Source organism: Yersinia vastinensis, assembly GCF_902726565.1.
Lineage (GTDB): Bacteria > Pseudomonadota > Gammaproteobacteria > Enterobacterales > Enterobacteriaceae > Yersinia > Yersinia vastinensis.
In genome coordinates, this window is sequence record NZ_CACVAF010000010.1 from 132,703 (window position 1) to 148,113 (window position 15,411).

Here is a 15,411-nt window from a genome sequence, read left to right on the forward strand (position 1 = left end):
AACTTAACCTGCTAAAAAGAATTTAAACGCCGGGTTATCTGTTTCATCATGGCAATCGTAGCCCAGTGCAGTCAGATGTTGTTCAAATTGCGGCTCAGTTGCCGATAATTCAAACCCCGCCAAAACGCGGCCAAAATCAGTGCCATGGCTACGATAATGGAACAGAGAAATATTCCAATGAGTGCCCAAGGTGTGCAGGAATTTCAGCAATGCGCCGGGTGATTCCGGGAACTCAAAGCTGAATAAGCGCTCACGCAATGGTTTGGAAGGTCGCCCCCCAACCATATAGCGCACATGTAACTTCGCCATTTCATCATCGGACAAATCGACAACTTGGTAACCTTTCTCCTGCAACTCGGATAGAATCTCTGCCCGCTCTGCATAACCGCGGGTCAAACGTACCCCGACGAAAATGCAGGCATTATCTGCATCAGCATAGCGGTAGTTAAACTCCGTCACTGAGCGCCCGCCCAGCAATTCACAAAAACGCAGGAAACTGCCCTTTTGTTCTGGGATGGTCACCGCTAACAAGGCTTCACGCTGCTCGCCCAGTTCACAACGTTCTGACACATAGCGTAACCCATGGAAGTTAACATTCGCGCCGGAAAGAATGTGGGCCAAACGCTCGCCTTGAATATTATGCTGCTGAACATACTTTTTCAGCCCTGCCAACGCCAAGGCGCCTGAAGGCTCGGCAATAGCGCGCACATCTTCAAATAAGTCTTTTACCGCAGCACAGATGGCATCACTGTCGACAGTAATAACTTCATCCAGATATTCCTGACATAACCGAAAAGGCTCATCACCAATGCGCTTAACGGCTACACCTTCGGCAAATAACCCGACACGAGCCAGATCAACAGGTTGACCTGCCTTTAGTGCAGCATGCAAACAGGCTGAGTCTTCTGCTTCAACCCCGATCACTTTAATCTGCGGCATCAATTGTTTGATAAGCACTGCCACACCGGCCACCAGCCCGCCGCCACCGACCGGAACAAACACCCGATCAATATGTGCGTCTTGCTGGAGCAATTCCATCGCCAGCGTTCCCTGCCCGGCAATCACGGCCGGATGGTCAAACGGAGGCACAAAGGTATATCCCTGTTGCTGGGAAAGCGCGATAGCTTTGGCTTTGGCCTCATCAAAGTTGGCACCAAATAACAGCACTTCACCACCAAAACCACGTACTGCATCCACTTTAATGTCCGCAGTCGCTACCGGCATGACAATCAGCGCTTTAATCCCCAGCTTACTGGCCGAGAGCGCCACACCTTGGGCATGATTACCTGCCGATGCACTTATCACACCACACGCTTTTTGCTCTTCAGTCAGCCCCGCCAACATGGCATAGGCCCCGCGCAGTTTAAAACTGTGCACGGGTTGCCGGTCTTCTCTCTTCACCAAAATGGTATTACCCAAGCGGGAGGAGATTTTTTCCATCACTTGCAGCGGGGTGACTTGCGCCACCTCATACACTGGCGCGCGAAGTATCGCCCGCAGATATTCTGCCCCACAGGGGGCAGCGGATAAGGGTTGTGAAACCGCCATGGGGATTAGCCTCCCAGCTTACTTTTGTCGCGCACTGCACCTTTGTCGGCGCTGGTTGCCAGTAGGGCGTAAGCGCGCAGTGCATAAGAAACCTGACGTTCGCGGGCTTTAGGTGACCATGCGGCATCACCACGGGCCTCTTCAGTTTCACGACGAGCAGCCAGCTCAGACTCACTCACATCCAATTGAATGCCACGATTCGGGATATCGATATCAATAAAATCGCCATCCTGTACCAAACCAATCAGACCACCACTGGCCGCTTCTGGAGAAACGTGACCAATTGACAAACCAGAGGTCCCGCCAGAGAACCGGCCATCCGTCAGCAAGGCACAGCTTTTACCCAATCCCATGGATTTCAAATAAGTGGTCGGGTACAGCATTTCCTGCATCCCCGGCCCGCCTTTCGGTCCTTCGTAACGGATAACAACCACATCACCCGCAACCACTTTGCCGCCCAGAATTGCAGCGACCGCATCATCCTGGCTTTCGTACACTTTAGCCGGACCACGGAAGGTCAAACTGTCTTTATCCACACCCGCGGTTTTCACAATACAACCGTCAGCGGCAATATTGCCGTACAACACGGCCAAACCACCGTCTTGGCTATAAGCATGTTCACGTGTGCGGATACAACCCTCTTTGCGATCGGTATCCAGTGACGGGAAACGGCAATCCTGAGAGAAGGCTTTGGTCGTACGGATACCCGCAGGACCTGCGGAATACATGCTTTTGACCTTTTCATCACCGGTCAGCATGACGTCATAGGCTGCCAAAGTTTGTGGCAGATCCAACCCCAACACGTTACGAACATTGCGATTAAGCAACCCAGCGCGATCTAACTCGCCTAAAATACCAATAACGCCACCAGCACGGTGCACATCTTCCATATGGTATTTCTGAGTGCTCGGGGCCACTTTACACAAGTGAGGCACCTGACGAGATAAACGGTCGATATCACTGATATCGAAATCAATATCCCCTTCCTGTGCCGCGGCCAGCAAATGCAACACCGTATTGGTGGAGCCACCCATGGCAATATCGAGTGTCATGGCATTTTCAAATGCGGCTTTGTTGGCAATGCTGCGTGGTAAAGCGCTGACATCATCCTGTTCGTAATAACGCTTGGTCAGCTCGACAATATGCTTACCTGCATCCAAGAAAAGCTGCTTACGATCCGCATGAGTTGCCAGCAATGAGCCGTTACCCGGCAGCGCCAAGCCCAGCGCTTCATTCAAGCAGTTCATCGAGTTGGCGGTAAACATCCCAGAACAAGAGCCGCACGTTGGGCAGGCCGAGCGCTCAATCTGCTCACTGTCAGCGTCGCTGACATTCGGGTTAGCCCCCTGAATCATGGCGTCTACCAGATCCAGCTTGATGATTTTGTCGGACAGCTTGGTTTTGCCGGCCTCCATTGGGCCGCCAGACACAAAGATCACCGGGATATTCAGGCGCAGAGACGCCATCAACATCCCAGGGGTAATTTTGTCGCAGTTTGAAATGCAGACCATGGCATCCGCACAGTGGGCGTTCACCATGTACTCAACAGAGTCGGCAATCAATTCGCGTGAAGGCAATGAATAGAGCATGCCGCCATGGCCCATCGCGATCCCATCATCCACCGCAATCGTGTTGAACTCTTTAGCCACACCGCCAGAGGCTTCAATTTGCTCCGCTACCAGTTTTCCTAAGTCGCGCAAATGAACGTGGCCCGGTACAAACTGGGTAAATGAGTTAACTACCGCAATAATCGGTTTGCCGAAGTCATCATCGGTCATACCGGTAGCGCGCCACAGTGCGCGGGCGCCAGCCATATTGCGGCCATGGGTGGTGGTATGGGAACGGTACTTAGGCATTGTCTCTTCACTCCAGGTTATTCTGTATTGCAGGTGGCGAACGAACCACCTGCTGATTCTGTCTGTCTATTTTTATTGCGGATTGATTGGATCCAACCAACCGTATTTATCTTCGGTTTCACCGGTGAACAAGCCGAAGAAGGCTTGCTGAATTTTGCCGGTAATCGGGCCGCGTTTACCAATACCAACCTGAATGCCATCCACGCTACGAACTGGGGTAATTTCTGCCGCAGTACCTGACATAAACACTTCGTCAGCCAAATAGAGAGATTCACGTGACAAGACTTGCTCACGGACTTCCAGACCCATATCTTTCGCCAATTTGATGATAGCGTCGCGCGTGATACCCGGCAGAGCAGAAGAGGTAAATGGTGGGGTGAACAGAATGCCATCTTTTACTTCAAACAGGTTTTCACCGGCACCTTCAGACAGGTAGCCATGAACATCCAGTGCAATTCCTTCCTGATAACCGTGGCGGCGTGCTTCACTGCCCACCAGCAAGGAAGACAAATAGTTGCCCCCAGCCTTAGCCGCGGTTGGAATGGTGTTTGGCGCCACACGGTTCCATGAAGAAACCATGGCATCAATCCCTTGTTCCAGCGCTTCTGCACCCAAATAGGCACCCCATGGGAAGGCCGCAATGATGACATCCGTCTTATAGCCATCTGGCGGATTAACACCCATGCCAACATCACCAATAAACACCAATGGGCGGATATAAGCGCTGGTCAGATTATTTTTACGCAGTGTCTCGCGGCAAGCTTCCATCAGCTCATCAACGGTCTGAGAAACCGGCATACGGTAAATTTTGGCAGAATCATGCAAGCGCTGCATGTGTTCGCGGTGGCGGAAAACGACCGGCCCTTTATGGGATTCGTAGCAACGAACACCTTCGAAGACTGACGTGCCGTAGTGTAACGCGTGAGACATCACGTGAACTTTAGCCTCTGCCCACGGAGTCATTTCGCCGTTAAACCAAATGTAATCAGCTTTCTTCGTCATTCTTTTCTTTCCTTGTGGCGCATCAGGCGCGTATCTGTAATGTATTAGGTTGTAGGATCTCGACGCAGGCGACATCCATAAGCTTACTCAGCTGAGAAGACAGTAAATCGACAGGTCGCCCGCTGGCAACGGTCAATTCAATATTAATATTCTCGGCATTAATCATTGGCGACATATTCATAGCACAAACCTGAAAGCCGCGGTGCCGCACAACCCGCAATACGCGCTCTAACATCTCAGGGCGGAAGCGGGCTTGGATAGAGAGTTGGTGTTGCATCATGAGATTTTCTCCAGCATGGTTTCATTACCTGCGCCTGGCGGCACTAACGGCCAAACGTTTTCGAGTTCGTCGATGGAAACCTGGAGCAGATAAGGGCCTTCGCTGTTAAACAGCGCATCCAGAGCGGCGTCGACTTGGTCTTTACGGGTGATACGTTGGCCGGGGATATTGAAAGCACTGGCCAGAGTGATGAAATCGGGGTTATCAGAAAGGTTGGTTTCACTGTAACGCCCATCAAAAAACAGTTGCTGCCACTGTCGAACCATACCTAATCGCTGGTTATCCAACAAAACGATTTTCAGCGGCAACTGTTTTCGTTTAATCGTGCCCAACTCCTGAACATTCATCATAAACGAGCCATCACCGGAGACACAGATAACCATGTCATCAGGGCGGGCCATTTGCGCACCAACGGCGGCAGGAACGCCAAAACCCATCGTGCCCAAACCGCTTGAAGTGATGAAATTCTCAGGGCGGGTAAAGTTCATATGCTGCGCAGTCCACATCTGGTGCTGACCCACATCGGTGGTCACGACTGTCTGCGGGGTTTTGCGCTCAGAAATTTGCTTAAGCAATAATGGAGCATAAATCGCCTGACCGGGATGATCGTAACGCCAGCTATGCTGTTGTTTTAATGCCATAACCTCATCACGCCACGGCTGAATATTTAACGGCTGCTGCAGCGCGGGCAATAATACGTTCAAATCCCCCTGCAACGCGACGTGCGCCTGACGCAATTTGCCCAGCTCCGCCGGGTCGATATCCATATGGATAACTTTTGCTTTCGCAGCGAATGTATTCAGTTTCCCGGTTACGCGGTCATCAAAGCGGGCACCTACAGCAATTAATAAATCACAGCCTTGTACAGCAAAGTTCGCTGCTTTAGTGCCGTGCATGCCTAACATACCCAGATAACAAGGATGCTCACTATCGGGAGCGCCCAAACCTTTCAACGTTGCGACCGTAGGTACACCGGTTACTTCGATAAACTGGCGTAAAGCGGGAACCGCCTGCGCCATGCCGACACCACCACCGACATACAGCATCGGCTTTTCCGCTGTCGCCAACATATTCCAAGCTTGTTGTAACTCCGCAGCAGAATCCACCGGATGTTCTTCAACTGGCATCAAATGCGGGGTCAACTCGCCCACAGCTAACTGAATGTCTTTTGGAATATCGATTAAAACCGGCCCAGGGCGGCCGCTGGTAGCAATAGCAAAGGCTTCAGCCATAATGCCCGGCAAAGCATCCAGTGATTCCACCAAGAAGCTGTGTTTGGTACAGGCCAGAGACAGCCCCAGAACATCAATCTCCTGAAATGCATCGGTTCCAATTAAGCCGGAACCCACCTGACCCGTGATAGCGATAACGGGCACGGAATCTAACAACGCATCAGCCAAACCGGTGATCAGATTAGTGGCTCCGGGGCCGGAAGTCGCAATGCACACCCCGACTTTACCGGTGGCACGTGCATAACCGATAGCAGCAATGGCAGCGCCCTGCTCGTGGCGGCAGAGCAAATGCTCGACACCGCCATCATACAAAGCATCGTAGACAGGCATAATCGCCCCACCCGGATAGCCGAATACCGTATCAACACCCTGTGCACGCAACGCTTGAACCACCCACTGAGCACCATTCATAGTTATTTCCCCGACCTTTTGCGGAAGGAACAGAATTTTATTCTGTTGTGCATTTTATGTTCCTCGCGTCTTTTAACGTACCAATAAAAAAACCCCCGGACCTTTCGGTGCGGGGGTTCTCTTGAGATTAAGGCTTGATTTTTATGCCTTTATTCGTCCAAGTGCTGCCCCGCACGGTGGGATAATAATCACCACCACGCTAATTAGGACTAGGTTAATCACTTGGACAATCGCTTTCATAATTAGGTTGTTCATCTATCTAGTGTCGAACGAATGCCTACAGAGTTATCACAGTTATCGGTTACATGACAATATTTATTTAAATTATTATTTTGTGAGCAGAGCCGCGAAATACAATAAACACATTAGTTATCAATCAGTAAAAGCCTCATCGAGAGTTTGGTCTTTTTTTTGCTCCCTGCATCGCAATGTTTGATTTTCATATCACCATTGCAACGAAACTTTTCGTGAAGTTTTGCAAAAATACTCTTTTTCAGTGCGCCGAAAAAAAACCTGAGTCACTCTATTACGACGCCCAAACTCTCAGGACGCACTACGGCGAAGGAAAGCATCATGTCATTAGCCATTATTCACACCCGCGCCACATTAGGTATTCAGGCCCCCTCAGTCACGGTTGAAGTCCATATCAGCAATGGCTTGCCAGGGCTAACCTTGGTTGGATTACCAGAGACAACGGTAAAAGAGGCTCGGGACCGCGTTCGAAGCGCACTGATCAACAGCGGTTTCACCTTTCCCGCCAAACGGATCACTGTCAGTTTAGCCCCAGCAGATTTACCCAAAGAGGGCGGTCGCTATGACCTGCCTATTGCTTTAGCGATATTGGCCGCTTCAGAGCAGATTCCTGCGGATAAATTAACGCACTATGAGTTCTTGGGTGAATTAGCCCTATCAGGAGCACTAAGGCGGGTTAACGGCGCAATTCCGGCAGCAATTGCCAGCAACCTAGCACATCGACAATTAATTCTGCCCGGCGCAAATAGCCATGAAATTGGGCTTATTCCACAAGGTAACAGTTGGGTCGCGGATCACTTACTCGCTGTCTGCGGATTTTTGCAAGGTGAAACTACACTTGAGAAAGGCCAATCCATTGAATATAAGACAAATTCTGATAAAAGCCTTGATCTGCAAGACATCATTGGTCAATCACAAGCGAAGCGCGCGCTAGAGATAACGGCTGCCGGTGGGCATAACTTGCTGTTACTCGGTCCACCGGGCACGGGTAAAACCATGTTAGCCAATCGATTAACCGGCTTGCTGCCCCCACTCACAGATCAAGAAGCGCTGGAGGCCGCTGCTATTAATGGCCTATTACACAGTAATGAATTACCTACTCTGTGGCGCAGTCGAGCTTTTCGTGCCCCACATCATAGTGCCTCAATGGCCGCACTGATTGGCGGAGGCTCTATTCCCCGCCCTGGTGAAATATCACTGGCACATAATGGCGTACTTTTTCTAGACGAGTTGCCGGAATTTGAGCGCCGGGTGCTGGATTCGCTGCGTGAACCTCTTGAGTCTGGTGAAATTATCATTTCCCGTGCGGCAGCTAAAGTGCGTTTCCCGGCTAAAGTACAACTCATAGCCGCGATGAATCCCAGCCCCAGTGGTCATTATCAAGGTATCCATAACCGAACACCGCCACAACAGATACTGCGCTATCTGGCAAAACTGTCAGGCCCGTTTTTGGACAGATTCGATTTATCAATAGAAGTGCCATTACTGCCAGCTGGTATGTTAGGTACGCAAAAACATCAGGGGGAAAATAGCGAAACCGTCAGGCAACGAGTATTACGGGCAAGAGAAAAACAACTGGGCAGAGCGGGGAAGATAAATTCAGAACTTAATAGCCAAGAAATATCCGAATACTGCTGTCTAGCGCCGGAGAATGCGGTATTTCTGGAGCAAGTTCTGCTGACTCTAGGGCTGTCAGTGCGTGCCTGGCACCATATTTTGAAAGTTGCGCGGACTATCGCTGATCTGGCTCTGGAAGATAATATCCAAAAAAAGCATCTTTCCGAGGCGCTAAGCTACCGTTGTATGGACCGACTGCTCTTGCAGTTGCATAAGAGCCTAATGTGAAAATAGAAGGGGGACAAAGCCCCCTATTCTTAATACTTAAAATCATGAGGGCGCAGCTAGCGCCCATACACCATCAAGTACCAAGGGTATTATTAATCGTCGCTATCGGTATAGTCTTCCACGGCATCCATCTGCGGTTTACCGCCAGACAGTGTGTGGAAACGTTTAGGACGACGAGTCCGGGTCACATATTTAGACCAGACTTTTTCCTCGGCACTGACAGGCTCACGTTCGCCGCGACAAACAGCCACAAACGAATGCTCTTCTTCCGTTGCTGGTTCGCGTTTCCCGAGATCGAGTTCATTGAAAGCATGGCCGTGGCGCTCTAGTAATTGCGCCTCTTTAATGGTGAAATCGCCGTGACGCGAGAACCCGCGAGGATAATGTTTATTATCAAAAAAACGATTGGTCGTGATGAAGCTATCCGCCATCTGACACGCTCCTAATTCTCTCATGGTCGTGCTGTTTATGGCGCGGAGTATTAGATAGGCTTGACAGCGTGTAAAACAAAACATTTAAATCTTAACGACAAAAAAAATTGGAGATAGGTGTGGATACCGAATTACTGAAAACCTTTTTGGAGGTCAGTAGAACTCGCCACTTTGGTCGCGCAGCTGAATCTTTGTACTTAACACAGTCGGCGGTAAGTTTTCGTATCCGTCAGTTGGAAAATCAATTAGGTGCAAATTTATTCACTCGCCATCGCAATAATATTCGTCTGACCCCTGCGGGCGAAAGACTGGTGCCGTATGCCGAAACACTGATGAGCACTTGGCAGCTAGCCAAAAAAGAGGTCGTTCATTCGCTGCAACACACTGAGTTGTCTATTGGTGCAACCGCATCACTTTGGGAGGCTTACCTCACGCCTTGGTTGCAACAGTTATATAAACAACGGGAAGCATTGCGCCTTGAGGCTCGAATTGCACTAAGGCAATCGCTGGTGAAGCAGTTGCACGAACGGCAACTGGATTTATTGATAACAACTGAACCCCCTAAAATGGACGAATTGGCCAGTTTGTTATTAGGGCATTTTTCACTGCGGTTGTTCTCATCGGTTCCCCTTGTTCTGGCAGAAAAAACTGACAGTGAAACCGAGCATAAAAATGCAAATGAAGCGCCTTATATAAAACTTGAGTGGGGGGCAGATTTCCATCAGCAAGAAAGTCGATTACTCAATAGTGAGCAAATGCCGGTACTGACCACCACTTCAGCCCATCTAACCCGCCAACTACTGGAGACTACCGGTGGCTGCGCTTTTCTACCTGAGCATTGGCAGAAAGAGTATCCACAATTGTCTATTAATGCGGATATCCCGCCGATCGTGCGGCCACTGTATGCCGTTTGGTTGCAAAACAGTGACCAGCAAACATTGATTCGACAGCTATTAAAAACACCAATGAATAACGCCGCTCAAAGCGCTATACAGGATTAAGTGGTGACGGCTGAGGGCGAGCACGACGATTTAAGTAAAAAGCACTCATCGCCTTCTGGATAGCAATAAAGCTAAATAACAAGATCCCGATAACAATCTTGGTCCACCATGAACTGAGTGTGCCATCAAATGTAATGTAACTCTGGATCAGGCCCTGAATCAGGACACCAAACAGAGTACCAAAGACGGTGCCGATACCACCGGTCAGCAATGTACCACCGATAACAACGGCCGCAATCGCATCTAGTTCAACACCACTGGCTGCCAAAGCATAGCCAGCAGAGGTGTAAAGAGAGAAAACAATCCCTGATAGTGCCGCTAAAGTGCTCGATAACATGTAGATTTTAATCGTAGTCTGTCTGACAGGAACCCCCATCAGAGCGGCTGAAACACTGTTGCCACCGATAGCATAGACGTTATGACCAAAACGGGTTCGATGTGCCAACAAAATACCCAATGCGACAACTAAGAGCATGATGAGGGCGAGCAGGGTAAATCGCCCACCTCCGGGGACTTTCCAAGCATAATTCGCCAACGTGGCATAAAGCGGATGATTAATCGGGATAGACTCTTCAGACACAATAAAGCTCATCCCGCGAACAAAAAACATCCCGGCAAGCGTGATAATAAAGGCTGGGAGTTTCAAAGAATCAATAATCCAGCCCATCAGTGCGCCAAACATTGCTCCCATGACTAATACGATGGCAAAAGCATACATTGGGTGAATACCGTAGGTTCCGATTAACTTCGCTAGTAGCACGCCAGTAAAAGCGATAACTGAACCTACAGATAAATCTATACCCCCAGATAAAATAACAAAGGTCATCCCCACAGCTACAATGCCCAAGAAGGCGTTATCAGTCAGTAAATCGCACCATACCCGGGTGGACGAAAAGCTGGGGAACTGACTAAGACAAAATGCATATCCCAGAATAAAAACGGCGATAGTCATCAGCAAAGGAATATTGCGCTTTAACATTATTTTCGCCTCCGGAAGATATGGCTCAATGAAATCATGGGTGACTGCACCACCAATACGGCTAATACGACGATGGCTTTAAGAACCAGATTAAATTCAGGTTGATAACCTGAGAGTAGAATCCCTGTATTCATTCCCTGAATAATCAAAGCGCCAATCACTGAAAGTAAAAGGTTAAAGCGCCCCCCCATTAACGATGCACCACCAATGACTACGGCAAGAATGGCATCTAACTCCAGCCATAAACCTGCATTGTTAGCATCCGCCCCTCGGATATCTGCGGTCACAATAATGCCCGCGACAGCTGCACAGATCCCACAAATCACGTACACCGCAATGAGCACCAACCGCGTACTCACACCTGCATTACGTGCAGAACGTAAGTTGATACCAACCGACTCAATAAATAGCCCCAGTGCTGTTTTACGTGTCAATAACCACACAATTATCAGCATGCCCAATGCAATAACGACCGACATCGGCATATACATCAAAGTGCTACTACCTAACTTTGCCAACCCCCCACTATCAAATGTGACAATCTGCCCTTCGGTAATCAGTTGGGCTATTCCTCGCCCCGCAACCATTAACATCAATGTGGCGACAATTGGCTGAATTTGTAATACCGCCACTAAAAAGCCATTCCATAACCCACACAGAGCACCAACAACAAGTGCAGCGACTAAGACTGTCGGTAAAGCATATCCGGCACTGGTTAGGGTCGCGGCTGTCGCTCCCGCAATAGCCATCACGGCTCCAACGGATAAATCAATGCCCCCGGTCGCAATAACCAATGTCATTCCCAATGCCAATAAAGCAACAGGAGCACCTCGGTTTAAAATATCAATGACACTGCCAAACAGCCGCCCATCCTGAATATGAATTGAGAAAAAGTGTGGGGCGACCAAACTATCAATCAGTAAAATGACTGCTAAAGCGCCAAATTGAGTGGCACCTTTCGGCAAAACCCATTTAACTTTGCGCGGCCTTTGCGTCATTGACAGACTCCTGTTTCCCATGAGGTAACTCCTTATTGCACCGCGATCGCCTGCATAATGGCAGGAACAGAGATCTCATCGTGACCGAGTTGTGCAATATGCCGACGATCACGTAAAACAATGACGCGATCAGCATAACCTGCCAATTCCTCTAATTCGGAAGAGATGATTAACAGTGCCAACCCTTCGTCGCACAGCTTCTCAATCAGCCGAATAATCTCAGCATGGGCCCCCACATCAATACCGCGCGTTGGCTCATCTAAAATTAAAAATCGGGGTTTTGTGGCCAGCCAGCGGGCTAGTAATACTTTTTGCTGGTTTCCACCGGAGAGATACTGAATTTGCTGCTCAGGGCCAGGAGTCCGAATACCCAATTGCTGGATAAAATCTTCCGCAATTTGAGTCTGTTCACGCATAGAAATTGGCCTTAGCCACCCACGTTGGGCTTGCAGAGCCAAAATAATGTTCTCACGCACTGTGGCGGCCCCCACAATACCATCTGTTTTGCGATCTTCTGGGCAATAGCCAAAACCTAGTTTTGATGCTTTACGTGGCGTTCTGATTTTTACCGGTTTGCCTTGTATCTGGGCCTCACCATTATCGGGAGTAGTGACACCAAAAATTAATTGCGCGGTTTCGGTTCGACCTGACCCCAATAATCCGGCAAGCCCAACTATTTCACCGGGGGAAACCGATAAATCAAAGTTCTCAACCACACCTCGTCGACCATAATTTTTAAATTCAACCAGAGGGTTGCTCGCCGTAATATTGTGTTCACCACGTTTAAGCAATTGTTCATCAAAGCTATGGCCCAACATCATCTGAACTAATTCAAGCCGAGGAAGCTCTGCGGTAGTTTTCGTGCCAACAAGTTTGCCATTGCGCAAGACCGTTATACGATCACTGATCCGATAAACCTGATCCAAGAAATGGGTGACGAAAACCATACCAATTCCCTGATCACGCAACTGGCGAAGAATATCCAACAACATACTGACTTCTTTAGCATCCAGACTTGCTGTCGGCTCATCAAGAATCAGTACCTTTGCTGATAAATCAACTGCTCGAGCAATGGCAACAATCTGCTGTATTGCAATGGAGAAATCGGCTAACGGCCGCTGAACATCTAATGCTAAACCGTAACCTTTTAGTAATTTTTCCGCCTGTTGGTTCATTGTTCGATGATCAATAAGCCCCCAATGCAATGGCTCGCGACCAATGAAGAGATTTGCTGCAATAGAGATATTCGGGAGTAAATTGACCTCTTGGTAGACTGTACCGATACCCATCTTTTGGGCATCAGCTGTATCAATAGGGCGAATGGCCACACCATCTAAATAAACTTCACCAGCGGACCGCTTATAGACCCCAGTTAATGCTTTGATTAAAGTGGATTTCCCTGCGCCATTTTCTCCCAGCAAAGCCATAACCTCACCGCGATGCAGAGAAAAGTCCACAGAGTCCAATGCCTTAACACCAGGAAATTCAACCGACAAGCCACGGACTTTTAGCAGTGTTTCCATCAGATGTACCCACGTTCAAAAACGACTCAGATATTGTCCAAATACAGGTGACGAAAGCAGGCGGGGCAAGCCCCGCCCTTTGAATCAATAACCAAGGCTCTTCTTGGATTCATATTCCTGTTTAGCCGTATCTGGCTGTAGCAGGCGGGATTCTGTCTGGATAAATTTAGGAGGTTGGGTTCCATCTTTCTTCAGCGCAATTAAGGCATCAAAAGCAGGGCCAGCCATATTTGGCGTCAATTCAACAGTTGCATTTGCTTCGCCACTGCTCATTGCTTTGAAAATATCAGGTACACCATCTATGGAAACAATTTTGATTTCTGTACCCGGTTTTAGACCCGCTTCTTTGATTGCCTGGATGGCACCAATTGCCATGTCATCGTTATGCGCATAGACCGCACAGATATTTTTGCCATTTTGCTCCGCTTTAATGAAGCTCTCCATGACCTCTTTGCCTTTACTACGTGTGAAGTCCCCTGATTGTGAACGAATTATTTTTACATTAGGTGCAGAGGCAATCCCATCAGCGAAACCTTTTTTGCGGTTAATCGCCACACTGGAACCGACCGTGCCTTGTAGTTCAACAACATTACAAGGTTTGCCTGCGACATCTTTCAACAGCCATTCACCTGCAACTTTGCCTTCATACACGCTATCCGAAGCCACTGCTGCGGTATATAAAGAGGGATCATTCACCTCAATCATACGGTCCAGCAGAAACACCGGGATCTTGGCTTCTTTCGCTTCCTGCAAAACTGGCGTCCAACCAGTAGCAACCACGGGAGCAATAAAAATGGCATCAACGCCCTGAGCAATAAACGATCTCACCGCTTTGATTTGGTTTTCTTGTTTTTGTTGGGCATCCGCGATTTTTAGTGTTATTCCGCGTTTTTCAGCTTCTTGTTTAGAAACCTTGGTTTCCGCAGAACGCCAACCGGATTCTGAACCAATTTGAGAAAAACCCACGACTAACGGAGCCGCCTGGACTGCACTACACATTGCTGCTGTTACAGCTGCTGCTAACAGTAAACGCCTGTACATATTTCTCTCCTCACTTGCCATCGTCGAGCCGTTGACTCACTACCATTCCGAAGAACAGTTAAGATGATCATTCAGGCCATGTACTGCCCTGAACTTCGGCCAATTTGCAGATAATGTTGTTCTAAAAGCATATGATGTTTTTTAAGGTGAGCTTCCTGATAGCTAAAATGTTAATTAGTTTTAGTACATTTTGTGAAAGTAATAATGAGCAACATCACACCATAGAATAACAATCGTTTTGTACATAAATTCAGCTAAATAGGTATGAGTTGGGAACGTTACCTTTGAAAATTTTGTGGGAATTTAGAAGAAAGATAAGTAGTAGAGGTGGTTAATGAGACGAGGAATAATGTGTAAATTCACAAAATAGTTAGGAATATCCACACTATAAATATGTTCAAGAAGAGAGCAAAAACTAGAGGAGGTTGGCTCAAAAGGATGGAGGGAAGAACAAAAAGCAGACTAAATGACTATTTTGAGCATAAAAAAAACCCTTCGCTTTCACGAAGGGTTTCTAATATGGCAGGGGCGGAGAGACTCGAACTCGCGACACCCGGTTTTGGAGACCGGTGCTCTACCAACTGAGCTACGCCCCTAAATTACGCTTAACATTATGCCTGCTAAAGTTAGCAGGCATAATTTAAATAAGTGGCGGAACGGACGGGGCTCGAACCCGCGACCCCCTGCGTGACAGGCAGGTATTCTAACCAACTGAACTACCGCTCCACCGATTCTTTTACGTGTATCTTCCTGATACTTACCCTTAACAGGGCCAGCGCTTCTCGCTGTGCAAAACCGCTTATCGCGATTTTGTCAGTTACCAGATGTCACTCTGATAACTCGTGTTTGATGCCTGGCAGTGTCCTACTCTCGCATGGGGAGACCCCACACTACCATCGGCGCTACGGCGTTTCACTTCTGAGTTCGGCATGGGATCAGGTGGGACCACCGCGCTATGGCCGCCAGGCAAATTCTGTTTTAATCAACCCGCTACACAATCACTCTCATGCAG

General features: G+C 48.6%; 13 protein-coding genes, 2 tRNA genes and 1 rRNA gene. 2 read left to right on the plus strand and 14 right to left on the minus strand.

What is annotated here, in order from left to right; translation table 11 throughout:
- Positions 1 to 3: 3 nt before the first annotated feature.
- From ilvA to ilvL, 6 genes are all read right to left on the minus strand, one after another.
- The gene (gene ilvA, locus HUZ92_RS15825; protein ID WP_050101927.1) at positions 4 to 1,548 is read right to left on the minus strand and encodes a threonine ammonia-lyase, biosynthetic; all 1,545 of its coding nucleotides are present in this window, start codon (positions 1,546 to 1,548) and stop codon (positions 4 to 6) included.
- Between the two features lie 5 nt (positions 1,549 to 1,553).
- Positions 1,554 to 3,404 carry a dihydroxy-acid dehydratase gene (gene ilvD, locus HUZ92_RS15830; RefSeq protein WP_050101928.1) on the minus strand — a complete coding sequence of 617 codons (1,851 nt, stop codon included), beginning with the start codon at positions 3,402 to 3,404 and terminating at the stop codon, positions 1,554 to 1,556.
- Between the two features lie 72 nt (positions 3,405 to 3,476).
- Positions 3,477 to 4,406: a branched-chain amino acid transaminase gene (locus HUZ92_RS15835; RefSeq protein ID WP_050101929.1), complete on the minus strand. Its 930-nt coding sequence runs from the start codon at positions 4,404 to 4,406 to the stop codon at positions 3,477 to 3,479.
- Positions 4,407 to 4,428: 22 nt separating this feature from the next.
- Positions 4,429 to 4,686 (minus strand): acetolactate synthase 2 small subunit, encoded by a 258-nt coding sequence (ilvM, locus tag HUZ92_RS15840; protein WP_025379943.1) that lies wholly within the window; start codon positions 4,684 to 4,686, stop codon positions 4,429 to 4,431.
- Positions 4,683 to 6,329 (minus strand): acetolactate synthase 2 catalytic subunit, encoded by a 1,647-nt coding sequence (ilvG, locus tag HUZ92_RS15845; RefSeq protein WP_050101930.1) that lies wholly within the window; start codon positions 6,327 to 6,329, stop codon positions 4,683 to 4,685. The genes ilvM and ilvG overlap by 4 nt, the downstream gene beginning before the upstream one ends.
- Before the next feature lie 141 nt (positions 6,330 to 6,470).
- On the minus strand, positions 6,471 to 6,569 hold the full coding sequence (gene ilvL / locus HUZ92_RS15850; protein WP_071817873.1) for an ilv operon leader peptide: 99 nt from the start codon (positions 6,567 to 6,569) through the stop codon (positions 6,471 to 6,473).
- A 333-nt stretch (positions 6,570 to 6,902) separates the two neighbouring features.
- Here ilvL and HUZ92_RS15855 point away from each other — a divergent pair, with 333 nt between their 5' ends.
- Positions 6,903 to 8,426 (plus strand): YifB family Mg chelatase-like AAA ATPase, encoded by a 1,524-nt coding sequence (locus HUZ92_RS15855; RefSeq protein WP_050101931.1) that lies wholly within the window; start codon positions 6,903 to 6,905, stop codon positions 8,424 to 8,426.
- Positions 8,427 to 8,518: 92 nt separating this feature from the next.
- Here HUZ92_RS15855 and HUZ92_RS15860 read toward each other — a convergent pair whose 3' ends face one another.
- Positions 8,519 to 8,857: a MaoP family protein gene (locus HUZ92_RS15860; RefSeq protein ID WP_050101932.1), complete on the minus strand. Its 339-nt coding sequence runs from the start codon at positions 8,855 to 8,857 to the stop codon at positions 8,519 to 8,521.
- 119 nt (positions 8,858 to 8,976) lie between these two features.
- On the opposite strand from HUZ92_RS15860, the gene hdfR reads away from it, so the two are divergent.
- Positions 8,977 to 9,858 carry an HTH-type transcriptional regulator HdfR gene (gene hdfR, locus HUZ92_RS15865; RefSeq protein ID WP_050101933.1) on the plus strand — a complete coding sequence of 294 codons (882 nt, stop codon included), beginning with the start codon at positions 8,977 to 8,979 and terminating at the stop codon, positions 9,856 to 9,858.
- Here the strand turns inward: hdfR and yjfF are convergent.
- The 7 genes from yjfF to rrf form a co-directional block, all read right to left on the minus strand.
- Positions 9,845 to 10,837: a galactofuranose ABC transporter, permease protein YjfF gene (gene yjfF, locus HUZ92_RS15870; RefSeq protein WP_050296243.1), complete on the minus strand. Its 993-nt coding sequence runs from the start codon at positions 10,835 to 10,837 to the stop codon at positions 9,845 to 9,847. The genes hdfR and yjfF overlap by 14 nt on opposite strands.
- Positions 10,837 to 11,856: a galactofuranose ABC transporter, ATP-binding protein YtfT gene (ytfT, locus tag HUZ92_RS15875; protein WP_072086794.1), complete on the minus strand. Its 1,020-nt coding sequence runs from the start codon at positions 11,854 to 11,856 to the stop codon at positions 10,837 to 10,839. Before ytfT ends, yjfF begins: the two co-directional genes overlap by 1 nt.
- 11 nt (positions 11,857 to 11,867) lie before the next feature.
- A complete protein-coding gene (gene ytfR, locus HUZ92_RS15880) occupies positions 11,868 to 13,358 on the minus strand; it encodes a galactofuranose ABC transporter, ATP-binding protein YtfR (RefSeq protein WP_050101936.1) in 1,491 nt (496 codons plus the stop codon).
- An 84-nt stretch (positions 13,359 to 13,442) separates the two neighbouring features.
- Positions 13,443 to 14,399, minus strand: a complete 957-nt coding sequence (gene ytfQ, locus HUZ92_RS15885) for a galactofuranose ABC transporter, galactofuranose-binding protein YtfQ (RefSeq protein WP_019213113.1) — start codon at positions 14,397 to 14,399, stop codon at positions 13,443 to 13,445.
- A gap of 520 nt (positions 14,400 to 14,919) precedes the next feature.
- A tRNA-Trp gene (locus tag HUZ92_RS15890) sits at positions 14,920 to 14,995 on the minus strand.
- 53 nt (positions 14,996 to 15,048) lie between these two features.
- Positions 15,049 to 15,125 (minus strand) — tRNA-Asp (locus HUZ92_RS15895).
- A gap of 125 nt (positions 15,126 to 15,250) precedes the next feature.
- Positions 15,251 to 15,366, minus strand: a 5S ribosomal RNA gene (gene rrf, locus HUZ92_RS15900).
- Between the last annotated feature and the right edge of the window lie 45 nt (positions 15,367 to 15,411).

What these genes read in the sequence shown, in the direction of transcription:
- ytfR (WP_050101936.1), bottom strand. Translation starts at nt 13,358, where the DNA reads ATGGAAACACTGCTAAAAGTCCGTGGCTTGTCGGTTGAATTTCCTGGT.
- ilvL (WP_071817873.1), bottom strand. Translation starts at nt 6,569, where the DNA reads ATGAAAGCGATTGTCCAAGTGATTAACCTAGTCCTAATTAGCGTGGTG.
- yjfF (WP_050296243.1), bottom strand. Translation starts at nt 10,837, where the DNA reads ATGTTAAAGCGCAATATTCCTTTGCTGATGACTATCGCCGTTTTTATT.
- HUZ92_RS15835 (WP_050101929.1), bottom strand. Translation starts at nt 4,406, where the DNA reads ATGACGAAGAAAGCTGATTACATTTGGTTTAACGGCGAAATGACTCCG.
- ytfT (WP_072086794.1), bottom strand. Translation starts at nt 11,856, where the DNA reads ATGGGAAACAGGAGTCTGTCAATGACGCAAAGGCCGCGCAAAGTTAAA.
- ilvM (WP_025379943.1), bottom strand. Translation starts at nt 4,686, where the DNA reads ATGATGCAACACCAACTCTCTATCCAAGCCCGCTTCCGCCCTGAGATG.
- ytfQ (WP_019213113.1), bottom strand. Translation starts at nt 14,399, where the DNA reads ATGTACAGGCGTTTACTGTTAGCAGCAGCTGTAACAGCAGCAATGTGT.
- HUZ92_RS15855 (WP_050101931.1), top strand. Translation starts at nt 6,903, where the DNA reads ATGTCATTAGCCATTATTCACACCCGCGCCACATTAGGTATTCAGGCC.
- ilvG (WP_050101930.1), bottom strand. Translation starts at nt 6,329, where the DNA reads ATGAATGGTGCTCAGTGGGTGGTTCAAGCGTTGCGTGCACAGGGTGTT.
- ilvA (WP_050101927.1), bottom strand. Translation starts at nt 1,548, where the DNA reads ATGGCGGTTTCACAACCCTTATCCGCTGCCCCCTGTGGGGCAGAATAT.
- ilvD (WP_050101928.1), bottom strand. Translation starts at nt 3,404, where the DNA reads ATGCCTAAGTACCGTTCCCATACCACCACCCATGGCCGCAATATGGCT.
- HUZ92_RS15860 (WP_050101932.1), bottom strand. Translation starts at nt 8,857, where the DNA reads ATGGCGGATAGCTTCATCACGACCAATCGTTTTTTTGATAATAAACAT.